The sequence below is a fragment of the Bacteroides sp. NSJ-39 genome, from assembly GCF_014287315.1.
GTDB classification, from domain to species: Bacteria; Bacteroidota; Bacteroidia; order Bacteroidales; family Bacteroidaceae; genus Bacteroides; species Bacteroides finegoldii.
Map to the genome: position 1 here is coordinate 118,809 of NZ_JACOOB010000010.1, position 25,733 is coordinate 144,541.

The following is a 25,733-nucleotide window of genomic DNA, read 5'->3' on the forward strand; positions in this document are numbered from 1 at the left end:
TTATTCATAAATCATAGCAAAGATAACCCAAAACTTATAGGTTATTCTATCTGTACGACCATTTTTTCATCATCCCAAACAAATTATTACTCTAACGCCACTCAAGAAACCACACGGAAATATTGCTCCATTCTTCTCAAAAGCAGAATATACATATCACGTACTTCCCTTTGGGAATGTGTCGTGCTAAGCTCCTCCAGTCTATCGTGCAGACTATGCAATTCGTTCGTTAAACGTTTCTTTATACTATTATGTTCAGTAGCTTCCTGCATAATATCCAGCCATGCTTCCAAACATATCAGCTGAATATCCATCTGTTCATAACTAACGGCTGACTGCGGATCAAAACCATTAAACAACCCCTTATAAAGATCCCGGAAAAAATCAATATCGTCATACCCCTTCCGGTCACTCTGCAACGCCTGCAATCGAAGAGCTGAAATTGTCTTTACACTCAACAATTGTTTGAACAACCTCGTCAGTTCCGGATACAGAAGATTGTTTCTTGTTTCCAACAAATTCTCTTTTACATAGGTACATTCTATCTTTTTAACAGAATGAAATAAATAGTTGTCCAAATCAAGCATTGCCTGACGCTGTGCATCTGCCGGTTGAGAACTACCCACCACCTTTGCCATTTCCATCAGATAACTCCCATACAGACGAATAGCCTTTCTGTATATATCAGTGAGCGAACTCCCTTTATCGTATTTCTTCCCCTTATACACAATCTTGTCCAACCGACTCACTACAGTCTGTAAATCCGATATTTTGACCGTATAATCTTCTGGAAATGAAGAATTAGAATTCTCCTTCCCTGATGGTTGGAATAAACGAATGTGATCTGGTAAATTATGCTCTATCCATTGCCGGAGCTTCTCCCGTTCATCATAACAATTTTGGTCTCCTTTGAAAGGATGATAACCAAAATAAATAGTCCGGCAATCATCATCTCCAACTTTTAAAGTCTTTCCACACGAACTTTTCGATAAACTTCTGCGCAAACCTAAAAGATATCCAATTTCTTCCGTTATTTCATTTTGCAACAATTCTTTTTCCACTTCTTTAGAATAACGGTCAGCCAGAATACGCGAATCCGAGGCACCGCAACTTAACAGATAGTCGTCTAATTTTCCTTTTAGGAATCCATGTCCGATATTCAGACGACATGAAAGTATTTCTCCGGTACGAGGATGACAGATAAAGTCACTTTTAATCCCCGGTATTCTCAAATCATAAGATATAAAAGCACGTTGTTCCGCCGGAATTATCTTTCGGTCTGCATACCTTACTTGTAAAGCATCATGAATACCTGCTTTATGGAAGGCGGTATTCCATGCTTCCACTCCTTCCTTTACTGCCTGGAAATATTCCTTCGGAAAAAGGGTATCTACATAGAAAGTAAGCGGTTGTGACATATCCCAACGAAGAATCAATGAATCTTCTACCATACAATAAGGATTTTGCGAGTAATCTTTGAAACTCAATGTCCGGTAAGGTATTCTGTAATCTGCCAAGCGGATCTGATCTTTTTTCAGAGGTAGCAAGCGTACTGCACAAGTGACTTCCAAAGGCATACTACCTTCAGGCAATAGAACGGCAGAACTGGACAGCATATATCTTTCTGCTTCAACTCCATGATAGCGCCTGACCGTAAACGACACACCTTCCTTAAAAGGATGTATTTTCATTATTTCCGACAGTTCCGGAACCAAGGAACGAATAAAACTATCATTATAGCTGAACCAGTCATCGCCAGTCATCAGATACTCTGTTATCCGAATAATAGCTCCCTGCTCTTTTGAATAGGCCACCACTGGATAACTTTTACCGGCAGGTTGCATATTTGACAACGAGAAAGATTGCTGATATGTGCTTTTTTCATCTAAAATACGCTCTGTATAAAACGGTTTTTGAAAGCAAATTGTAGCTTTATCCGGAGATATAATACGCACTACTCCCAGTCCGTCAACCGGACGATTCAACAAATCAAACCCTCGGTCTATCTGTCCACTGACTTCAATTTCCCGCCCGATATATTTTTCGGGTATTTCCAAATAGATTTCTTTTTCCGCTACATACACAGGAAACACACCGTCGATCTTATCCATCCCGGCAACAAAAAACTCGTCAAATGACTTGACGGAATCCTGTGCCTGAAGCAAAGCTGTGACACACAACAATATACCAATCACATATCTTCTTCTCTTCATGAATTTCTTTATTTACTTTTCATCATTAAAACAAAATACTATCTACAAGAAACATTGCCCGTTTTTTGGCAACCGGATCCGTAATCTTATGGCTATAATCAAGACTTTCCTCCTTTATTCTATTCAAAGCCTGCATGATGGAAACCAATAATCTCGACGAAGTTATCTTTTCTGATCTATCCAACAATTTAACAAGTTTACTCACATAAAGCAGCTGCACTTTATACTTAGCGTCACTTACAGGAATATTGTCAGCCCATTCGGCAAATAATTCTTTATGTATGCTTTCCAAAAACTCATCTACAGACAACATATCCTCACAAACATTCTCCGTTCTTTCCACTTCCCGGAGGGAACGAATCATTTCCGACATCAGCTCTTCATAAAAGCGATCGAACTCCCGACTACCGTTTATTTCTAATTTAGCGGTAAGTTTTTCATCAAACATCCACACAGGCGGTTGTAATATATAAGCCTGTATAAAGCTCATAACCTTCTTATTGTAATCGGCTTTTTCGGGTATGTAAATATTCTCATCATCCGGCTCAGCAAGACGTTTCCCGCCCAAATGAGACAAAACGTGCTGTACCCACTGTTTATAATGCTCCAATACCGCTTCATAACGCCCCTGTAATACACGCAAAGACGTTTTATCCGTCACATTCCAGACATCCGGATGTTCACACAAATATTTCAAGTTCTCTATTCCCTGTGTATTAACCATAACATGGTCATTACCCAAATCTTCTGCCTGAGCCCTTACATCCATTCTGCCCGAAAAATGTAATGAGGGATCTTTCTGTTTTTCCTGATTCCAAAGGCTCCTGTTCTTTTCTCTTTCAGAAGCATCTTTACCCGGAAATATACGATAGCCCCATTCAATAGCCCACTTATCATATTCACCGACACGTACCCTCCTGTTTCTCAAATCAACTTTATCTTGAGGACGCAAAGCATAATTACACCGCACATAATCCATTATGGAACTACCAATACTATATTGACTTAAAAAGTCATTATCACGTAATTGATCGATGGAGTAATGAGAACTACCCAGAAAGTTATGTTCCAATCCTAATGTATGACCCACTTCATGTGTCAGCACTTGTTTTATCTGTTCGTATTGCAAAGAGTCCGGCAGCTCTATATTCCATGCCTGCGGATCATTCGCTCCACATTGAGCAAAATACCATTTCTGTTCCAAATTCAAGACACTGCAAAAAATACCGATGTGGCAAGCAATAATCTCACCGGACCGGGGTTCGCATGGAGTCGGTCCATAAGCGTTATTTTGTCCTGATATCTTCCATGAGATGAACGGATAAGTACTGTCATAAATACTAAAATCAGGATTTTCCTCAACGGTAGGAGCCAGCCGCGCATCAATGGCGTTCTTAAATCCAGCTTTCTCGAAAGCCGGACGCCAGTCACGCACCGCTTCAATGATACAGTCGATGTACTTTTCCGGTGTATTACGATCTATATAAAAAATAATAGGTTGTATGGGTTCTACCAGTTCCCCCCTCATGTATCTTTCTTCATCTTCCGCCCTTATTTCCAGCCGCCATCGTTTGACAACAGATTTCCGAATAGCAGGCTGATTCCCTTGAAAACACTCCTTGCTGATAGAAAAATAAGCTCCGGTATTTGCAGCAACTGCCTCCAACGGTCTTTTTGACAGTAATTTTATGCAGATACCTGTATCCCAGTCTCCAATATAAGGAGGTGCAACAGGCTTACCTGGTATTTTCATTGACGAACTTCGATAAACTCGTGATGCGTGTATCAACAAGCGGTTGTCATATCCTTTAATTTCCTTGATATAATCTTTCTCTCTTAAACGCGTACCTATCAATAAATCAAAAGATACAATATCAAGAGTAAACAAAGGAAAATCTTTTAATACTTCACCAATCTCTATCAAGCTGCTTCCCTGATTCCTAGCTTTAATCGGTAATATCTTATAAAGCCTTTCATTCCCACGTTGGGCGGCGATTTTTGCATACGTTCCTTCAGGATTTTCTATCACCCTTTCATATTGTGGATCCATCATCCACAACTCGTCACCCTGTTTACGGAAACTGAAAAATACCGGACCTATCATGTCACCCGCATATCCGAATTTCTTTTCCATATCCCGGTCCGGACGGGCAGGAGCTGTCAGGATAGTTGTCGTTACGGCAAACTCACGTCCAATCAATGAATCCGGGATTTCCCAATAGATATGTTTATCACTTCGGTAGGTAGTAAACATACCGGGAATAACTTCCACTGGTGCTTCTTCTTTAATAAAAGTTGTAATACTTTGCTGTTGCCCGTACAGACAAGTACAGACAACAGCAAGAAATACTGCACCGATAATTCCTTTTAGCATAAAGACCGGTTTATACTATTCATAATTATAGCTAATATCAACAATCTTCCCAATAGGCTGATCGGGATCTTCGTAAACACAAATGCTGTTTTCTTCACGAGCTACATCGCCCGCCACTGTCAATTGCAATTCGACAACTACACCTTTGTCAGCAGTATTGATACCCAACCCGAGAGACATACCTAGTTTCTCCTTATATTCGCCTATTTCCTCATCGTCATCTTCCTCTCTCACACTTTCAGGGTCCTTAAATTTAAAACTAACTATCTGTGCTGACGGATCAGTTTCATAAGTATAAAGTTCAATTGCCCTTCCGCGACCAAGATCAATGCGATATAATTTATTACCCGATGTCATAAATATAAGGTTTGCCGTATACGCGTAAGAAGCTGCAAATTTTGCTGTTTCTACATTTACTTCGGACGGTAAAGCAATCGTATACCGGGCAGCACAAATCGGATCTTCATCTTGCGCACTGAATTTAAACACAGTCAGCTCTTTTCCGTTATGGGGAGCAGCAATTGCATAAGCAAAATTTCCCCCGTTTCCTCCCGTAACAATGTCATGCACTTCTAAAGACGGATCAATCTTATTTGGATCAAAGACATTTGATTCATCAGACGACATTAAATATGTCCTGACAGGTTTCTGATCAGTCCATTTAGTTCCATAATTACGTATATCTTGAGTAGCCGAATTCGGTACCATATAATCGCTAAAACCCAGAATAGAGGAAGCAAGAAAACGATGATTTTCAGAATCAAAAAACAAATAGCCTCCTCCATACGAACCATAAGCGGAAATGGCGGGAAACTCACTTTCCTTTTTTACTGAGAATGGTACACAAAATCCATCCATAGGAGCACAATATGCTTTTCCACTATTCACAAACAATTCACCATGAGTACTCATCTTATAGAGCTCGATATTCAACGGTTCCCCTTTTCCAGTCGGTTCAAAAAGTATTTTATTCGATGGATATCTCGTTATTAAAGTACTTGGAGTCAACAAGGCCAAGTCCCGATCGGTTACCACCATTAACGCCGGACTTACTTTAAAACCAAAAAAACCCAGCATACTACTTAAAAACGAATCCCCATAGTTTTTTCTTGCACTTACCGCCAAAGGTTTTCCTTCTAACGGAAATGACTGATTCAGTTCTGATTTAAAGACATCCGGATAAACATAATATCCTTCCGGAGTACCCTCTATCGCTCCTAATACTCCCTTTCCTTCTTTTTCCTGCAATACAAACCAGCAAGGATTTAAAGGACGAATAATTGCAACTTCACCTATCTGATACCAGGTTGTTCCATTCTTTTTATCCGTAATGACCAACATCAAACCTATATTTTCGGATTCATAAGGCTCGACTGTTACTTTACATTCTTTGCCTACGGAATAATCTTTATAATCACTAAGTCTGTCCGACCCCGCTTTCTTTCCTTCGATTGTTTTCTTCCATTGAAATACAAGGTTTTTCTCATTTTGCTCCAAAGTCTGAGAAATCTCGGGTATAATTGAAACTTCGACTGCTTCCTCTTTAGGCATACGTACCTTCGTTTCAGGTATTACGATATCCATCGTATTTACATCATGATAATCGTAATCTCCCTTGTCATCGTAACAGCCTGTTTGCAATAAAGCCGCTCCGATAAAACTTACTATACAGATGATATATTTCCTCATAACGTTTCTTTTTAATCTTATTCATATTCTATTTCATCACCCTCTTCACCTAAAATCGGTGGATTTCCCTCCTCCTTATATTCTCTATAAGCTTGCTTGATTACATCAATATCTTCATCTTCCAAATCATCCCATACACGTTGACATACATCCATAATAAACATATATTTAGCATCGCTATAACTGCCAAATCCCACATAATCACTCCATTCGGTCGGTTTCAACTCCCATCTGACATTTAAAACGATTTGATTCTTTTCTACCAGACCTTTATCAAACTGATGAAGAGGGTTATTCAAATCAAACTCCAGATAACAACCATAAACATTTCTACCTGCCTCTACTTTCGGACGATTTATTTTATAATAGAATATCTGGCAAACTGTATCAAGGTCAGTATATGTATACTTGCTTTCCAATAATACATCCACTGAATTCTGATAATCATTATTCGGAGTTACTTTCACACAGAAATCACGATTCTCTTTCAAAAAATCTCCTTGTATTCTTACCTCGAAACTGTCTACAGCATAAGGTTCTTTCTTCACATAATCCGTATCAACCAAAGTACGGACATGCGTAGTGCTACCATAGAAATTGATACGAGGTGTCTGGTCATATAAGTCTATCTCGTTTTCACTGCATCCTACATAAATGCCGCAAACAAGAATAGCTAAAACAAAATATATAATACGTTTCATAATGCTTCATCATTTAGAGTTGTTTCCAAAAATATACTCGTCATCCGGCAACGTCATCTGATAATGGGCTTCAGTCATCGTTTCAATCCCACAACCATAATAAGTGCTATAATTATGCGCTTTCAAGAAATAGAAAAGTTGACCTTCCGCGAAATATTCTTTTCTATATTCTTTCATTATCTCATTAATACGTTTAGTCTGGTTTTTGTCTTCTTCCGAAGTATTATCAAGGTCATCATATCCGGTAGTCGGTATTTCATCACTATAAGAGATACCACGTGCAAAACGTACGGTATTTAACGCGTCAGCACTTTCCGATGCAGAAGGAACACATTCTGCTACAATATAATACATTTCGGGTAAGCGTATCAAAGGGATAGCGTCAGCACCGGAATAAGCATATCCGCCATTCAAAGGTTTCTGATTATATTTTCTACAAAAAACATCTGTCCGACTTGCCCCATTAATAACCTCAAACATTTCCGTATTTTTTCTCCAGTCAGTATTCCCTGCATCGGCAGTTTCATAGAAGAATTTAAATTTATCTCCATCCAGATAGAAATGTTGCTGAGTATTGGTATTCTCCATATCCATATAATTTCCAATAAGCAAATTGGAGAATTCATTGACTGTTATTCCAAAGATTTGCTCTGCGTAGCGTATGGAATTGTAATTGGAAGCAGTCTGCGATTTATACAATGTAAAATACTTAGAGGCAGCAATCACTTGTTTAGCGTACTCTGTGGCCAATCCTTTACTTTCCGCATCACCTTTGTAACAATATACACGAGCCAGCATAGCTTTAACCGCATATAGATTCATACGAAACTCACGATTGACAAGAAAATGATTTTTATCTATAAAATCTTCATCCGTCTGATCGGTAAAGAAATCAAGAGGATCACTCTCTTTCAGTAATTTTTCAGCGTCATTCAAATCTTTGAGAATAGCGTCAACCACTTCGCTGGCTGGTAAAACAGGAGTGGCATCCTTATCAAAAGCAATACGGTAGGGTATAGCTTTGGATGCAGGATGTTCTTTATAAACAGGACCGAACATACGCAACAAATCAAAGTGAAGAAAAGCGCGAAGCCCGAGTGCCTCTCCCTTCATAGTTTCATAATAGCGTTCGGTAACTAAAACATCTTTATTTTTGTCTACGTACTCCAAGAAGTTATTAATATTGGCTATGATGTTATACATCGTTGAGTAAATCCCATTCTTCTTACTCAAAAACATGTTCTCATAATCGAACACGATACTTTGGTCGAAAACAGCATTTGTATTATACCCCGGATAATCGGAATATAATCCTGCCAACTCATCCAAATAAGCATAAGTCAAGTCTCCGGCATATAATGTCGTGGTTCCCAACTTCAAATAAATACCTGTAAGCGCATCCTTAAATCCTGATTCCGACTCAAATTGCTTGTCGGTAGGAATAGAAGTCTTCGGAGATACATCCAACCAGTCGCTGCAAGACATAAGTCCCAGCATTGTTGTTGTTGTTAATAGTATATATATTATCTGTTTCATACAAATAGGTTTTTAATTAGAAAGCAACATTCAGAGCAAATGTAAACTGACGGGAATACGGATAGTACAAACCTCTTTCGCGTTTCACTGTAGACCAATAGAAAAAGTCTTCCATATTAAACGTCACTTTAGCGGAACTCAATCCCCAATGACTAATAAATTTTGTATTAGTACGATCCATACGATAGTAAACAGACAACGAACTTCCCTGGAATATATTTTCATCCATTATAAACCGGGAAGTGGCTTTCGTTTCCAAACCGTTAGGATTAAGAATACGGAACTGTGCCTTATCACCCGGTTTCGCCCAACGTAGCTGAGTTACCCGTCGATCTACATTATATTTCAAATTAGCATTTTCCACCTTGTCAAGCAAGGTCTGATTATATACCTGACCGCCAAACTGATACCTGAAGCTGACATCTGCTCCCCAACCTCTGTATGTAAAGGAAGAATTAATATATCCTTGCCATTTAGGTTCTGTATTACCAATAGGTACTACATCATTCGCACTCCAGTTAACGGCACTCGTCATCTCCCCGTTACGTTTCAATAATATTTCATCTCCGGAAGCCGGATCAATACCTAATGAACGTACTACCCAGATACGGGAAAGAGATTCACCTTCTTCATAACGTGGCAACGGCGTATCTTTTAAATCTGATGCACTTTTATCATTTCTGTATTTCATCGCTTCCGATATTTTCAATAGTTTGTCAGTATTATGAGAACCGTTTACTGTAATTGTCCAATAAGCTTGTTTAGCAGTGTTTTTATAAGGAATAGCCGAGAGAGAAATTTCCCAACCCTTATTCTCTATCTTTCCCAGATTTTCCGGATAACTGCTGAAACCAAGAGAAGGAGCAAGACTTATATTGGCAACCATATTATCTGTTATTTTCCGATAATATTCCACACGTGCAGTAAAACGCTGATCGAAAAAACCGAGTTCCAAGGCAAGATTAGTACTTTTTGTAGTCTGCCATTTTAAACTTTCATTATGCATAGCCAAGATTTCCGAACCTGTTGCATCCGACGAGTAATAAGGAAGCAGTAAATTGGAATATGTATAATAACCATGTGCCTGATAAGGATCAAAACCTTGGGAACCGGTCGTACCGTATGTACCCCTCAAAATAAAATCGGAAATAAAAGATACATCTTTCAAAAAGTTCTCTTTTTTCAAATCCCAACGTAATCCGGTTGACCAGAAAGGAGCCCAACGGTTATTTTTTCCAAACTGTGATGAACCGTCCAAGCGTATATTAAAGTCGAACGAATACTTATATTTATAAGAATAGCCTCCAGCAGCTACCCAACCAATGGAGCGCGTTGTCCTCTCATCTCCTGTCACCTTCTCATTATATTTCTTACCAAACAACAAGTTATCCATATTATCATTCGGGAAACCAGTCACATAGTTTCCATAAGTCTCCGAATTATTCTCCAATACACTCATACGTGCATTAGCAGTCAGGTAGTGATCTTCCAGTTGCTTATTCCAGCTTCCTGTTAAATCTATGCCCCAATTGACAGCTTCGCTCTGACTTCTGCGGTAATCACCTCTTAAGGTAGGATCGATCACATTATCAAAAAGCGTATGTTGTGCAGGACGAAAAATATCACGATGTCCTACGCTCTTGGACAGATTAAAAGCTCCTTCAAACCGTAATTCATTAGTAGGATTATATTCCACTTTGAAAAGTTCACGTACTGTAAAGTTTTTACTTTGGTCTTTACTGTTGAATGTCGTATTATACATCGGATTCAGGTAGCTCGACTCACCACCCACTCCTTCGAAATTATCAAGCCGTTTCTGTATTTCTCCGTTCTCTCCATACGGACGCAGATAAGGATTCAAACGGGTATATTCACTAAAACTTCCCCACGGAGACTCATTAGCCACCGAATTATCCAACGTAATGCTATTCTTTAACAACACTTTTTTCAGGCGATACTGAAAATCAAGTGAACCGGTCAATACATCACGCTTACTGTCTTTCATCACACCCGGAGAACTATTATATCCGACATACATCCGATAACGCAAGGCTTCGTCACCACCTTCCAACGTAACCGTATGTCGTTGTTGGAAAGCTGTTTGCAAAGGCTTGTCCAGCCAATAAGTATTTACTCCTGCCAGCACTTCACGCAATTTAGATTGATAGAGCTGCCATTTTTCAACTGTCTCGCCACCGTATGTATAAAGCCCGCTTTGCAACTCTGCGTCTATCTTCTCTCTTGCATTCATTAAATTATATCCGGTCATATCCGGAGCTTCAATACGAAGTTCCCCACCATAAGTCACCCAAATCCGTCCCGGTTTGGGAGTCTTGCTTTCGATAACAATTACTCCATTTGCCGCACGCGAGCCGTAAATAGCTGTAGCTGCCGCATCTTTCAACACAACGATAGAAGCAACACGGTCGGGATCCATATCGGCAAGTGTCTGTATGGTGATTTCAAATCCGTCCATGATAAGCAGCGGTTGATTGGCATAGGTCTCATATTCGCCCTGAACTGCTAATACGTCATTACTGGTAGAATTAAAATCTACCGCAGACTGTGTAGCCATATCCATATTTGCACCGCCACGCATACGCATATCAGGCAGATTATTCGGATTAGACCCCATATTGATATTATCCATGATGCGAAGCCCGGGAGCGACAGCAGCTATCGCTTTAGCCACATTATTCGTACTATATTTTTTCAGGTCTTCCCCCTTGATAGTAACAGCAGAACCAGTGAATCCCTCTTTCTTCCTATTGAACATACCTGTCACCACTACCTCATCCAGCGCCTTTGTATCAGACTTCATCACTACCGACATATAGGATGAAGGATTCAAGAACTGGGTTTCCAAACCTACATACGATATTCTGACTCGGCTATCTTTCGGAACATCAGAGAGCTGAAAATTACCATTATTATCTGTAATAGTACGGATATTACTAGGACCTTCCACTATAATAGTGGCACCAATAACCGGAAGTCCGTCTTCCTCGGAAAAAACTTTTCCCTTTACTTGTGAGAAAAACTTCTTAGAATCTTTTTTTGTGATATTTATGAATTGTCCGTCAATGTGGTATTTTAACGGATTTTTTCCAATAATCACTTTCAATGCTTCATCAACTGTAGCTTTTTCTACTTTTCCTGTAGAAGTATAAGAACTGATTTCATCGTAGATAAAAAGCACTTTATATCCCGATACCTTTTCAAAACGTTTAAAAATAGAGGGCAACCCTTCATTTTTAAACTCCATTGTTAGTTGCTTTTCCTTACCTGTTTGTGCTTCAACACGCCATGAATAAGCAAAAAGGAAAAACAAGAATAAAACAATGAACTTTTGTGCTTGATTCTTTTTCATAAGCCTGAATAGTTAAATAATATTTCATTCTTTTAATTGTATACGAAGTTTAAAAAAGAATGGTTACCCTTAAAAGAGTTTTTTTTCAGAAATATATTTTTCTATTCAGATTTATATCTTTTTGCTTGCTTTTTATTCAATAATTAGTTTTCCTGCTTCAAAATAAGCATGTATTCTCTCCATTCGATTCAATAATTCAATCAAATGAAAGATATCTTGATGACGATTTGCAAAGAAATGCATACGAAGATCCATGATTTTGCTATTGCGGAACTCAATATCTATATTATACCAACGCCCTATTTCTTTCATCATGTCAACCAGAGCAACATCGTCAAAATAGAAAAATCCTTCCTTCCAATATAAAAATGATTCAATATCCACCTCTTTCACAGCAAATGTTCCGTTAGAAGAAAGTTGTGCACTTTGTCCCGGCATCATTTCAACACTATGAACTCCACAAGTATCGCTAACAGCCACTTTTCCTGTAATGAGCGTAACACGAACGTCAGTAGGAGAGTAGCTACGCACATTAAATTCCGTTCCTAATACGCGAACCTGTATATTTCCACTTTTCACAATAAAAGGATGTTCTGCATCTTTAGTAACTTTAAAATAAGCTTCACCTTCCAAAGAGACGACTCTTTCTTTTCCTTTAAAAATCGTAGGGTAAGCTAATCGGCTGTCTGAATTCAAGAAGACTTCGGTTCCTTCGGATAAAACAACTTTGAATGTCTCTCCCCTGGGAATACTTAATCTATGTATCTGTATTCTCTGCTTTCCCACTTCCTTGGTTTCTGTCTGAAGAAGAGCGCGACTATAATCTATTTCTTTAGAAGACAACTGTGCAGCGGAAGAAGACGAAAAAGATTCTACTACTTCTTTCAGTGGCTTTACTTCCTTCTCATCATTCACTTGTAAAGTGACTTGTTGGGCAACATGATTGGCTTGAAACACTTGAATGATTTCCGGTTGCGACGAAATCATCATTGCACGCAAAACTAAAATTATGACAACAGTTGCCGCTACACCTGTGATACTGGCCCACAACAGCATGCGTGTATTTTTTCTTCGATCGTCTTTAGAATGTTTATTATGAAAATCTGCCAGTTCATTCCGGACATCAATTGCCAGCATATTTTGTTTTTTCTGCATCTCTATCACAATTTCTGCCAAATCAGAACATGCTTGCAAGCACTCCTCATCTTCTTTCAAATTATGCAATTGATCAGCAGTTATATGAGAACGATTCTCCATAATTTCCAGGAATTCTTCTTCCGACTTGCTTATATTTATATTCTTTTCATCCATAAATAATGTATTCAATATATATATTTACGTTTTAAAGTCTATTCCGGTTACCCTCTTGCCCCAATTCTTCGCGAAGAATACGCAAAGCCTTTACTATATTCTTATGAATAGCCGCAACACTTACATTCAATTCTTCGGCCACTTCTTTATATTTCTTATTATGAATATAGCATGCTTCCAATATATGATAATTATAAGGAGTCAACTTTTCCATAGCTTTACGAATACGCAAAACACGAGAATCAGAATGTTGTGAATCGACTTCTATCATTTTATCAGTTAATTGCGAAGTAAACTCTACATATTCTTCATGAATATTTTGCTTGCGAAGATAGTCAATGCAACGTGTACGAATGATTGTATAAAGATAAGTTTTAGCCGTCGCTTCTTCTATCTTTTCATAATTACGCCACAAATACTCAAAAGCATCACTTACGATATCTCTGCATACCTCAGCGTCATTTATAAAATAATATGCAAAATATACAAACTGTGCATACCATTCATTAAACATTTTGTCAAAAGTAGCCCTGTCATCCATTTAATATCGTATTCTTCTGTTATTTCTGGCAGACAAATATACATTAAAACTTAATACGCAGTTGCATTTGTACATCTGCTTTTTTATTTCCACAGATCAAATCATTGCCCGAACCGATCTCATTCCGGTCTAAATAGACTGTTTCTCCAAACTTGGTTATGAACAACCAGTGCTTATTCAGTTCATATCTGAAACGAACGGAGCAGCGAAATCCACGACCTTGGAAGGACGGTGTGTAAAACGTATAAAGCAATCCGCTTTCCGAAGCATATACACGCGAATCATAATCGTCTGTAAAAAAGTAACTGCCCTGAACGTCAGCAAACAGCCTGGCCCAAGGCAGTTGGAAGGATATCATTTGTGTAACCTGATATCCTATATTAGCAGCTCTGTCCTGAGAATGAAAATGATTATAATCTAAAGTTGTACGACTGCTTAACACATCTCCTAAAGAATAGTTCAAACGGTAGCGAAGTTGATGGTGAAAAATAGGAAGTGTTAGTGATCCTTTACTACCTGTCCAATCCCGTTCTTTGCGTTTATAGCGGTACTTCAAATCCATCGAAATATTATTTTGCGGAGTAAAAGTAGATTGAATCAATACATCCGCTCCACGAGAAGCTTTATTGACTCTGTATTTTTTCCACGGAAAGGAAAACAAGTCGAATGAAGCAAAAAACCTCCAACGGGCAAAAGGAGAGGTTTCCAACCCGAGATAATATCCCTGCTCATTCTGGGTCGTACTTCCTTCCCCGAAAGAATGAGCGAACATTGCCCAATAATTATAGGAATAGAACCGGTGTATCAACATAAGTCTCGTGTTCTGAACCGGTGAATATTGCAAACGGTTCAAGGAAGCCCAACCTTGTTTTCCCATCGCCGTCTCTCCCTGAAAAGAAAAACGATGCCAGCGATAAGCATAATCTACTCCCAAGTTATAAAAGTTATTCCCATGAAGATTGTATTTGGAATAGCCTGTTAATTCCGGTTCATACGATCGGTTGAAAACATAATAAATACCGGTGATACCCAACTTGATATGGTTCTGTTGATAAGTTATATTTCCACCTGCCGACTGTAATGTGAACAAGTTCCGCTTACCCGCTTCTTTCCGGCTCCGGTGCAGCCCGGTTTTATAAATAGATGTAATCTCTCCGTCGGTTAGCACTCCATCCTTTTTCCGATGTGAATAAAATGCGGAAACATCCCAATGATTATCTACACTCACCGTAGCCGCCACTCCCCGAAAGTAATTGTATTCGTCCGTAGAAGAGTGTTTCTTTATTCCACCGCTACGATTATTGAAAGAAGAAGCATAGATCGTTTTCCCCATCAGATAATCCGTACTAACCACTAGCCCTTGACCGAAACTTAACCGATAGTTACCAACAGCTAATGTTTTCAACCGACCACAGTTTTTCAACAGCAGATAAAAAGAATAATAATCATAGCCGTACCGATTATGCAAAGCTCCGAAAGGTTCTCCCGCATCTTTCTCGGCAACCACTCCCGCATAAAGCTGATCACTATATCGAAAACCATATTTCACAGAGTTATAAACAGAAGGTCCCAGATAGGTATGTTCATAACCTTTCCGCTTATAAAACGGTATATCCATGCGAGTTAACACTTCATGCTTACCATATTTAGCTGCACTTTTCAACATAGTTTTCCACTGAAAAACAGGCTCATTGTTAATAGCTTCTACACAAACAAAAGGCAATAGATACTGGATAGTCTGCCTGTCTATATCCTCTACCAACTGAAGTTCATAAATAGTTTTCATCTGTCCGTGAATATAGATATATGCCAACAGATGTTCGATCTGAATATCGCTCAGAAAAGGAAATTGTTCAAGTTGTTCACGAGTGGCGATATTCAAATTAACCGGTTCTTTCAAACGGCCGGAAAGTTCTTCCAACTCATTTTCCCAATTCAAGGTATTCACAGAGTTATCAATATCATTATTAACAGATAAATCTTCGAGAATATCCTCTAAAAGACTTTCAGCGGGGTTTTGAGCACTACAAGCAGGAATTATGAACAGGCTGTTTATAATACTTATCAACCGGATTAGTTGAGTAGTTTTCATCAATAAAAAGTATTTTATTCCTTGCTTTCTTTACAGACAAGGGCGCAAAGATACTTTAAATAGGTTAACATCTTTGTGAAAAGACTAAATAATAAAATTTTAGTTCTATTTTTGTACCGTGAAAAGAAGGCTTAACATAGTAGTAATGACACTGTTCGCTATCGTTTGCTGTTCGCTGAAAACGCAGGCACAAGAAAAGCAAAGCATCAATGGATACTTGGTTCCCATGTGTATCTACAATGGAGATACAATTCCATGTGTCCAGTTAAGAACTGTATATATCTTCCGTCCGCTGAAATTCAAGAATGAAAAAGAACGCAGAGAGTACTATCGCCTCATACGCAATGTGAAAAAGGTATATCCTATCTCTAAAGAAATCAACCAGGCTATCATCGAAACTTACGAATATCTCCAAACTCTACCTAATGAAAAAGCACGCCAAAAACACATCAAACGGGTAGAAAAAGGGTTGAAAGAACAATATACCGCCCGAATGAAAAAACTCTCTTTCGCACAAGGGAAATTGTTGATAAAGCTAGTAGACCGCCAAAGTAACCAAACCAGTTATGAACTGGTGAAAGCATTTATGGGACCTTTCAAAGCAGGATTCTATCAGGCATTTGCCGCACTGTTCGGTGCTAGCCTGAAAAAGGAATATGATCCACAAGGAGAGGACAAGCTAACAGAACGTGTGGTGTTGATGGTGGAGAACGGACAAATCTAATACATTATCCACTAATTCACAGAAGCTATTAACTCAACTGTTGATAACCGAATTGTCAGCTATTAACAACTGACAAGTGCCTTATTAATAACTGCTCTGACAGCTATTTACATTAAAGTTACCGGATAGTTATTAACAAAATAAGAACCTTTAATAATCAGAGAATTAACTAAATAATAAACCGGTTATCAACCATTTATTAACCAACACGGAAGTGTGTTCTCAACGTAGTTTTTTGAACAAATCCCAAATGACAATTCCGGTGGTTACCGAAACATTCAAGGAGTGCTTGGTTCCGTATTGGGGAATTTCTATACAGCCATCCGAGTGGTTGATAACTTCCTGCTGCACTCCTTTCACTTCATTTCCCATCACAATGGCGTATTTTTTGGTCTTATCCAATTCGAGCTTATCCAACATAATGCTTCCTTCCGCCTGTTCTACGGAATAGACAACATACCCCTCTTTCCGGAGGTTATCAACCGCATCAACAGCGTTATTAACATACTTCCAATCGACAGTAAACTCAGCACCCAAAGCCGTCTTATGCATTTCGGGGTGTGGAGGAGTGGCCGTTATGCCACAAAGGTAGATACATTCAATACGGAATGCATCCGATGTACGAAATACAGAACCTATATTATGCAGACTACGAATATCGTCCAGCACCACTACCAAAGGCAGTTTTTCGGCTTGTTTGAACTCTTCGGCACTAATACGGTTCAACTCTGTTATTTTCAGTTTACGCATACGTCTTTTCTTTATATGATGTTCTTGTTTCCTTTATATTGCGTTCTTGTCGCAAAGGTAACTCTTTTCTGTTAACAGAGATGTTGATAACGGTTTAAAACCTGTCAAAACTATCGGCAAAGATTTTGAAAAATAATTCTTGCATTATTCAAAAGAAGGTATAAGAGGCCTTCGTTATGAACATTCCAAAAAACTAACCCAAAACTTTCTACACAGACATAAACATATTTTTCAGCACTTATCTGCCTGTTTATATCCATAAAGTTTTTAACTTTGCACTTTATCAACAGGGAGTTAATAGCAAACTTCCATTTGACGGCATTTAACGATGCTTTCATTGATAATGAAGCAAGTAGGATAGAATATCTTGTCCTTTATATCAGTTCATAACCCACTCATAAAGCAGAAGTATGGACTAATAACTTATCCGGCAAGAAAAATCGTATTTATTTGCTAACATTATTAACAGGCTATCATCACTAACAAAGTTTTTTTTTAAAAGGAAAGAAATAAGAATATTATTATGAATGAACTCATAAAGGCTATTAACGAGCTAAAGAAAGAAAAGAATGCAATCATTCTGGGACACTACTACCAGAAGGGGGAAATACAAGACATCGCCGATTATGTTGGCGACAGTTTGGCATTGGCTCAATGGGCAGCCAAAACGGAAGCGGACATTATTGTGATGTGTGGCGTTCACTTTATGGGGGAAACGGCAAAGGTGCTTTGTCCGGACAAGAAAGTGCTGGTGCCCGACATGGCGGCAGGTTGTTCGTTGGCGGACAGTTGTCCGGCGGATCAGTTTGCACAGTTTGTCAAAGAGCACTCGGGATACACCGTTATTTCTTACGTCAATACGACGGCTGCGGTGAAAGCGGTAACGGATGTGGTGGTGACTTCCACCAATGCGAAGCAGATTGTGGAAAGCTTCCCAAAAGATGAGAAAATAATCTTTGGTCCGGATCGGAATCTGGGAAATTATATCAACTCAGTTACAAACCGGAATATGTTGCTTTGGGACGGTGCCTGTCATGTGCATGAACAGTTCTCTGTTGAAAAGATTGTGGAATTGAAGACGCAGCATCCCGAAGCATTGGTGCTGGCACATCCCGAATGTAAGAGTACGGTTTTGAAACTGGCGGATGTGGTAGGATCTACGGCAGCATTGTTGAAGTATGCAGTGAATCATCCGGAAAACACCTATATTGTGGCTACCGAATCGGGTATCTTGCATGAGATGCAGAAGAAGTGTCCGCAGACGACGTTTATCCCTGCTCCACCGAACGATAGTACGTGCGGATGTAACGAGTGTAGCTTCATGCGATTGAATACGTTAGAGAAGCTCTATGAATGTTTGAAGAATGAGTCGCCGGAAATTACGGTAGATCCGGAGGTAGCGAAGAAAGCTGTGAAGCCGATTCAACGGATGTTGGAGATTTCGGCTAAGTTGGGATTATAAAATTATAGAATCTAATATACTATGAAACTAAAATCATTCTTATTTTTTTTGTTATTGGGTTCTGTTTCTATTTTACAGGCTTCCGATAGGCCTCTAATTAAGATAGAAACAGAACGGACCAGCCTGATCTATCAGGTGGGGGATAACGGGCGTTTGTATCAGAAGTATCTTGGTAAAAGACTGAACCATGACTCTGATATACAATTTCTTCCGCAGGGAACCGAAGCTTATCTGACTCATGGTATGGAAGATTACTTTGAACCGGCTATCCACATGCGGCATAATGATAACAACTCTTCATTGCTGCTTAAGTATGTGGAGCATTCGAACGAACCGAAAGGTGACGGAGTCAACGAGACGGTGATTACACTCAAAGATGATAAATACCCCGTTACGGTGAAGCTTCATTATATAGCTTACGGCAAAGAGAATATCATCCGTACTTTCAGTGAAATCAGCCATCAGGAGAAGAAACCTGTTACCCTTAGTAAATACGCTTCTTCCATGCTGCACCTGAATAGTAGCAGATATTTTCTGACTGAATTTTCCGGCGACTGGGCACATGAAGCCAATATAACCGAAAGGGAACTGGATTTTGGTAAGAAAGTGGTGGATACAAAATTGGGTACACGTGCCAATTTGTTTGTTTCTCCTTTTTTCCAACTGTCTTTAGGTAATCCTTCACAGGAGAATGCAGGTGAAGTGCTTGTAGGTACTTTGGGATGGACAGGCAATTTCCGTTTTATTTTCGAGGTGGACAATAAGAACGAGTTGCGCATCATCAGTGGTATTAACCCGTATGCTTCTGAATATAAACTTCCCGCCAACGAAGTTTTCCGTACTCCGGATTTCTATTTCACTTATAGTTGTCAGGGTAAGGGTGAGGCCAGCCGTAGTTTTCATGATTGGGCACGCAATCATCAGGTAAAGAAGGGTGGTGAAACACGCATGACTTTATTAAATAATTGGGAAGCAACTTATTTTACTTTCGATGAAAATAAACTGATCGGTCTGATAGATGAGGCTACCAAATTGGGAGTGGATATGTTTCTGTTGGATGACGGCTGGTTTGCTAATAAGTATCCTCGTAGCAGTGACCGTCAGGGATTGGGTGACTGGGAAGAAACGGCAGACAAACTTCCGAACGGAATCGGACGTCTTGTCGAAGAATCACAAAAGAAAGGCATTAAATTCGGTTTGTGGATAGAGCCGGAGATGGTGAATCCCAAGAGCGAGCTTTATGAAAACCATAAAGATTGGGTGATTCATCTGCCTAACCGCGATGAATATTATTTCCGCAACCAAATGGTGCTTGATCTTAGTAATCCGAAAGTGCAGGATCATGTATTCGGCGTGGTAGATAAGTTGATGACCAAGTATCCGAGTATTGCTTTCTTCAAATGGGACTGCAATAGCCCTATTACAAACATTTACTCAATGTATCTGAAAGAAAAACAGTCTCATTTGTATATTGATTATGTGCGTGGACTCTATAAAGTGTTGGACAGAATCAAGGCGAAGTACCCTGATCTTCCTATGATGTTGTGTTCCGGTGGTGGCGGACGTTCTGATTATGAAGCCTTGAAATATTTTACAGAGTTTTGGCCAAGCGACAATACTGATCCTATCGAACGTCTTTTTATCCAATGGGGATTTTCGCAGGTATTTCCCAGTAAAACACTGTGTGCTCATGTTACCACTTGGAATCGTGGAACCAGCATTAAGTTCCGTACGGATGTTGCTATGATGTGTAAATTGGGATTTGATATTAAGTTGGATGATATGAGTCAGAGCGATCACTTGTATTGTGTTCAGGCAGTCAAGAACTATAATCGCTTGAAGCCTGTTATTCTTGATGGTGATTTGTATCGTCTTGTTTCTCCTTATGGCAGCAACCATACTTCTTCCATGTATGTGGGGAAAGATAGGAAAACAGCCGTGGTTTTTGCTTTTGATATTCATCCTCGTTATGGAGAAAAAACATTACCTGTCCGTTTACAAGGATTGAATTCAGATCAGATGTATCGTGTGAAGGAAATTAACATGATGTCCGGTAGTAGTTCTTCTTTGAAAGATAATGGTCAGCTTTTCTCCGGTGAATATCTGATGAATGTCGGTTTGAACGTTTTCACTACACGACAGTTGAATAGCCGTGTTATTGAAATTAAAGCAGAATAAAATATAGGAGAATATTTAAAGTAAAGATAAAATAGTCTTTGCAGGTTATTTTATCTTTACTGGCTGTACTACCAATTCCGCATTTATAAACTTCTTTTTCGTGATGTATGAAGTATATAACTAATGAGCAAGCAGAGTGAATTATTGTGCTTTATATACTGTTGGAATATGGATTATTAGCGTTGTAAGAACTCACAGAGCTTTTGTATGGCTAATGCACGGTGACTGATTTTGTTTTTTATATCATTTCCTAGTTCGGCAAAAGTCTTGTCATAACCTTCCGGTTGAAAGACAGGATCATAGCCAAAGCCTGATTCACCCCGTTTCTCTTTGATTATCTTGCCTTTTATTATTCCTTCGAAAAGATAATTCTTACCGTCCAATATCAACGAGATAGCAGTACGGAACTGTGCTTTGCGATTTTCCTTTCCTTCTAACTCGTGGAGCAGTTTAAGCATATTGGCTTGCGCGTCATGTCCTTTTCCGCCTGCATAACGTGCGGAATAGACTCCGGGAGCTCCATCCAATGCTTCCACTTCCAGACCGGTGTCGTCCGCAAAGCAGTTCAAACCGTAGTTGTTGTAGATAAAGGAAGATTTCAGCAACGCATTTCCTTCCAATGTATCGGCTGTTTCGGAAATATCTGTGTGGCAATCGATATCATTCAGGCTTAACAATTCTATTTGGTCTCCCAAAATAGCGGCTACTTCTTCCAGTTTATGGGCATTGTTAGTGGCAAATACAAGTTTGCGTTTCATCATTCTTTTTTATTTCAATAGAGTAATTCAATAACAATCAACTGATTATTTCAACTTGTCGAATCCTTCTCCGTATACTCCGATAACGGAACTTTGTGAGATAAATGCATTCGGGTCGATACGTTTCACCATGCGGAAGATGTCTAATGACTGGCGTTTTTTGGCGAGTACCACCAATACTTTTACATTGCCTTTGCTATACCATCCGGTACCGTCGAGCACTGTTACTCCACGATTGGTATCTTTTATGATATGGTCGGCTATTTCATCGTATTTCTTTGAGAAGATAAGAAATTGAACCGATTGACGGGCACTGTTGATAATCCAGTCTAATACGACACCAATAATGAACAGTGTGACAAAACCAAAGATAACACGACGCCAGTCATGGAATATAAAGTAGCAGGAACTGATGATAACTACGTCACAGATCATGATCATTCTTCCGAGTGATACATCTTTGTATTTGTTGACGATGGCTGCAATGATATCCGTTCCACCGGTACTTCCGTTATAATTGAAAGTGATGCCCAAGCCCACACCGCACATGGCTGCTCCGATAATACAAGCCATGAAATCTTGTCCGGGTCCAAGCAATAACGGTTTGCCGTCCGGTGTCATATCCGGTGCCACTATATAATTGTTGACTATTAATTGGAAAAGCCAAAGCAGGAATGTCAGCATAAAGATGGCGTACGTAGTTTTTATACTGAATCGGGGACCTAGCATACGGATGGCAAATGTCATCAAAACTGCATTGATAATAAAATATGACCATTGGATCGGAAATCCGGTCGCATAATAAATAATAGCTCCGATACCGGTAGTTCCACCGGTCGTTATCTGGTAGGGTAGTAAGAATGCCGCCCATCCCAAAGAATAACTTATCAATCCGAGAGTAATGTAGATATAATCTTTCACTTCCCTCATTAATTCCGCCTTTTCCAGTTTATACATAAAAGTAGATTTATATGATAGTTTCACCACAGATTACCGCAGATTATCACAGATTTATTCGTAATTCATCTGTGTAAATTTGTGTAATCTGTGGTGAGACAAATTAAAGTACGACGTTTACAATCTTCTTCGGAACAACGATAATCTTTTTCGGTGTCTTGCCTTCGATCCATTTTTGCGAACGTTCGTCAGCCAATACAGCCGCCTGAATAGCGTCCGATGTTTCATCTGCTGCAAATTCCATATTGAAACGTGCCTTTCCGTTGAAAGAGATGGTATAGTTGATTGTGTCCTCTTTCAGATATTCTTCGTTGTATGTAGGCCATTCGGCATCACATACGGAAGTTTTGTGTCCGAGTACATCCCACAATTCCTCGCAAACGTGGGGAGCAAAAGGAGCAAGAACGACAACAAGCTGTTCTAATATTTCTTTCTTGCTGCATTTCAGATTGAAAAGTTCATTTACACAAATCATGAATGCACTGATAGAAGTATTGTAAGAGAACTGTTCAATGTCTCCCGTTACTTTCTTAATCAGTTTGTGCAAACTCTTCAGTTCCTCTTTCGTTGCAGGTTCATCCTTTACCAGATATTCGTCTGTACGACTGTAGAACAATGACCAGAATTTACGGATAAAGCGATGTACCCCGTCTATTCCGTTGGTATCCCAAGGTTTGGATTGTTCCACCGGACCTAAGAACATTTCATACATACGAAGTGTATCCGCACCGTATTTGTCTACAATCATATCCGGATTCACTACGTTGAACATGGATTTGCTCATCTTTTCAACTGCCCATCCGCAAATGTATTTTCCGTCTTCCAAAATAAACTCTGCCGTTGCATATTCAGGACGCCATGCCTTGAATGCATCCAGATCGAGAATGTCGTTGGATACGATATTTACATCGACATGGATCGGAGTGACGTCATATTGATCTTTCAGATTCAGAGAAACAAATGTATTGGTGTCTTTGATACGGTATACAAAGTTGCTTCGTCCTTGAATCATGCCTTGATTTACTAATTTCAGGAACGGTTCTTCTACAGCGGAAATGTTTATATCATGCAGGAATTTATTCCAGAAACGAGAGTAAATCAAGTGTCCGGTAGCATGTTCGGTACCACCTACGTAAAGGTCTACGTTCTTCCAGTACTGGTCTATTTTCGGGTCAACCAATGCTTTGTGGTTACGTGGATCCATATAGCGGAGATAGTAAGCGGAAGAACCTGCAAATCCGGGCATTGTATTCAATTCTAACGGAAAAATGGTAACATTGTCGATCTTCTCATTTTCTGTGATACATTTGTTTACAGTATCCCACGCCCATTTGGTAGCGTGCCCCAATGGAGGTTCGCCTGTTTCGGTAGGCAGGAATTTAGCTACTTCCGGAAGCTCCAATGGCAGACAGCTTTCGTCAATCATATAGGGCATTCCGTCTTTATAATAGACAGGGAACGGTTCTCCCCAATAACGCTGGCGTGAGAAGATAGCGTCACGCAAACGATAGTTCACTTTCACACGTCCCAAGTTATGGTCTTTCACATATTTCTTGGTTGTTGCAATGGCTTCCTTGATAGTCAATCCGTTCAAAGAAAGGTCACAGTAAGGGGTTACGTCCGGACGCGGAGAGTTGCAAACGATACCTTCTTTTGCATCGAAACTTTCTTCGCTAACGTCACAACCTTCTACCAACGGACGGATTTCCAATCCGAAATGTTTGGCAAAAGCATAGTCGCGGCTATCGTGAGCAGGTACAGCCATGATGGCTCCTGTTCCATATCCTGCCAATACGTAATCACTGATCCAAATAGGTACTGCTTCACCGGTAAACGGATTGATGGCATATGCTCCACTGAATACACCGGTAACGCTACGGTCGGCGATACGTTCGCGCTCCGTACGTTTCTTGGTGCGGTCGAGGTAGGCATCTACTTCCGCTTTCTGTTCGGGAGTAGTGACTTGTGCTACCAGTTCGCTTTCCGGAGCCAATACCATAAAGGTAACGCCGAACATCGTATCTGCACGGGTAGTAAAGATAGTAAATTCAAGATCGCTGTCTTTTACTTTGAATTGTATTTCAGCGCCTTCCGAACGGCCTATCCAGTTCTTTTGAGTTTCTTTCAGTGAATCAGTCCAGTCGATAGTGTCCAACCCGTCCAGCAGGCGTTGTGCGTATGCGGATACACGCAGACACCATTGGCGCATCTTTTTCTGAATGACAGGATAACCGCCACGTTCGCTGACCCCGTCCACTACTTCATCGTTAGCCAATACGGTTCCTAGCTCGGCACACCAGTTTACCATCGTTTCACCCAAATAAGCAATGCGATAGTTCATCAGGATTTCCTGCTGTTCCTTTTCACTCTTGGCATTCCATTCTTCAGCGGTAAAGCTAAGTTCTTCGCTGCAAGCAGCGTTCAATCCTGCAGTTCCTTGACTTGCAAAAGCTTTCTCCAGTTCTTCGATTGGACGTGCTTTTTGTTCATCGTTGCAATAGTAGCTATTAAACATTTTTTGGAAAGCCCATTGTGTCCAATGATAATATTCCGGATCGCAGGTACGGATTTCACGGCTCCAGTCAAAAGAGAAACCGATCTTGTCCAACTGTTCGCGGTAGCGATTGATATTGTTGACAGTAGTGATAGCGGGGTGTTGTCCGGTCTGGATGGCATATTGTTCTGCGGGTAGACCGTATGCGTCATATCCCATCGGGTTGAGTACATTGAAGCCTTGCAGTCGTTTGTAACGGGCATAAATATCCGAAGCAATGTATCCCAACGGATGTCCTACGTGTAGTCCGGCTCCTGATGGATAAGGAAACATATTTAGTACATAAAATTTTTGTTTCGAATCATCTTCCGTAACTTGGTAGGTTTTCTCTTCCACCCACCTTTTCTGCCACTTCTTTTCAATTTCTCTGAAATTGTACTCCATAGTGATAAAGTTTTTATTTATAGTGATTTATACTGTTATTTCTAATTCGAGGCACAAATTTACGTGATTTGTCCCAAACTACCTAATATTTGTTTGGGTATTCCTAAGAGGCTTGTCAGTTTGTTTGTAGAGTACATAT

Annotated in this window: 16 protein-coding genes; 3 read left to right on the forward strand and 13 right to left on the reverse strand. The window is 39.7% G+C overall.

Features of this window, described 5'->3' with window-relative positions:
* Window positions 1-101: 101 nt before the first annotated feature.
* From H8S63_RS12925 to H8S63_RS12965, 9 genes are all read right to left on the reverse strand, one after another.
* Window positions 102-2,213 (reverse strand): DUF5117 domain-containing protein, encoded by a 2,112-nt coding sequence (locus tag H8S63_RS12925; protein ID WP_186927006.1) that lies wholly within the window; start codon window positions 2,211-2,213, stop codon window positions 102-104.
* Window positions 2,214-2,238: 25 nt separating this feature from the next.
* Window positions 2,239-4,587 carry a zinc-dependent metalloprotease gene (locus H8S63_RS12930; RefSeq protein WP_149958843.1) on the reverse strand — a complete coding sequence of 783 codons (2,349 nt, stop codon included), beginning with the start codon at window positions 4,585-4,587 and terminating at the stop codon, window positions 2,239-2,241.
* Between the two features lie 15 nt (window positions 4,588-4,602).
* Complete coding sequence (locus H8S63_RS12935; protein ID WP_004316105.1) at window positions 4,603-6,276, reverse strand: PKD-like family lipoprotein; 1,674 nt, start codon at window positions 6,274-6,276, stop codon at window positions 4,603-4,605.
* Between the two features lie 17 nt (window positions 6,277-6,293).
* Entirely contained in the window at window positions 6,294-6,977 is a 684-nt protein-coding gene (locus H8S63_RS12940) for a DUF4843 domain-containing protein (RefSeq protein WP_004316104.1), read from the reverse strand.
* A 9-nt stretch (window positions 6,978-6,986) separates the two neighbouring features.
* A complete protein-coding gene (locus H8S63_RS12945; RefSeq protein ID WP_149958842.1) occupies window positions 6,987-8,513 on the reverse strand; it encodes a RagB/SusD family nutrient uptake outer membrane protein in 1,527 nt (508 codons plus the stop codon).
* Between the two features lie 16 nt (window positions 8,514-8,529).
* On the reverse strand, window positions 8,530-11,883 hold the full coding sequence (locus H8S63_RS12950; RefSeq protein ID WP_186927007.1) for a SusC/RagA family TonB-linked outer membrane protein: 3,354 nt from the start codon (window positions 11,881-11,883) through the stop codon (window positions 8,530-8,532).
* 132 nt (window positions 11,884-12,015) lie between these two features.
* Window positions 12,016-13,194, reverse strand: a complete 1,179-nt coding sequence (locus H8S63_RS12955; RefSeq protein WP_186927008.1) for a FecR family protein — start codon at window positions 13,192-13,194, stop codon at window positions 12,016-12,018.
* 31 nt (window positions 13,195-13,225) lie between these two features.
* Window positions 13,226-13,735, reverse strand: a complete 510-nt coding sequence (locus H8S63_RS12960) for a sigma-70 family RNA polymerase sigma factor (protein ID WP_004298736.1) — start codon at window positions 13,733-13,735, stop codon at window positions 13,226-13,228.
* Window positions 13,736-13,778: 43 nt separating this feature from the next.
* Window positions 13,779-15,827, reverse strand: a complete 2,049-nt coding sequence (locus H8S63_RS12965; RefSeq protein WP_186927009.1) for a helix-hairpin-helix domain-containing protein — start codon at window positions 15,825-15,827, stop codon at window positions 13,779-13,781.
* Between the two features lie 145 nt (window positions 15,828-15,972).
* On the opposite strand from H8S63_RS12965, the gene H8S63_RS12970 reads away from it, so the two are divergent.
* Window positions 15,973-16,551, forward strand: coding sequence for a DUF4294 domain-containing protein (locus tag H8S63_RS12970; protein WP_186927010.1), 579 nt, complete (start codon window positions 15,973-15,975; stop codon window positions 16,549-16,551).
* A 222-nt stretch (window positions 16,552-16,773) separates the two neighbouring features.
* On the opposite strand, the gene H8S63_RS12975 is transcribed toward H8S63_RS12970, so the two are convergent.
* Window positions 16,774-17,301 carry an RNA methyltransferase gene (locus tag H8S63_RS12975; RefSeq protein WP_007762613.1) on the reverse strand — a complete coding sequence of 176 codons (528 nt, stop codon included), beginning with the start codon at window positions 17,299-17,301 and terminating at the stop codon, window positions 16,774-16,776.
* Window positions 17,302-17,824: 523 nt separating this feature from the next.
* On the opposite strand from H8S63_RS12975, the gene nadA reads away from it, so the two are divergent.
* On the forward strand, window positions 17,825-18,763 hold the full coding sequence (gene nadA, locus H8S63_RS12980; protein WP_186927011.1) for a quinolinate synthase NadA: 939 nt from the start codon (window positions 17,825-17,827) through the stop codon (window positions 18,761-18,763).
* 21 nt (window positions 18,764-18,784) lie between these two features.
* Window positions 18,785-20,941 (forward strand): alpha-galactosidase, encoded by a 2,157-nt coding sequence (locus tag H8S63_RS12985; protein WP_186927012.1) that lies wholly within the window; start codon window positions 18,785-18,787, stop codon window positions 20,939-20,941.
* Between the two features lie 176 nt (window positions 20,942-21,117).
* Here the strand turns inward: H8S63_RS12985 and H8S63_RS12990 are convergent, their stop codons facing one another.
* The 3 genes from H8S63_RS12990 to leuS all read right to left on the reverse strand — a co-directional run bounded on the left by H8S63_RS12990 (window position 21,118) and on the right by leuS (window position 25,594).
* Window positions 21,118-21,699: a non-canonical purine NTP diphosphatase gene (locus tag H8S63_RS12990; RefSeq protein WP_186927029.1), complete on the reverse strand. Its 582-nt coding sequence runs from the start codon at window positions 21,697-21,699 to the stop codon at window positions 21,118-21,120.
* A 45-nt stretch (window positions 21,700-21,744) separates the two neighbouring features.
* On the reverse strand, window positions 21,745-22,656 hold the full coding sequence (locus tag H8S63_RS12995) for a YitT family protein (protein WP_007756864.1): 912 nt from the start codon (window positions 22,654-22,656) through the stop codon (window positions 21,745-21,747).
* A 103-nt stretch (window positions 22,657-22,759) separates the two neighbouring features.
* Window positions 22,760-25,594: a leucine--tRNA ligase gene (gene leuS / locus H8S63_RS13000; protein WP_186927013.1), complete on the reverse strand. Its 2,835-nt coding sequence runs from the start codon at window positions 25,592-25,594 to the stop codon at window positions 22,760-22,762.
* Window positions 25,595-25,733 lie beyond the last annotated feature (139 nt).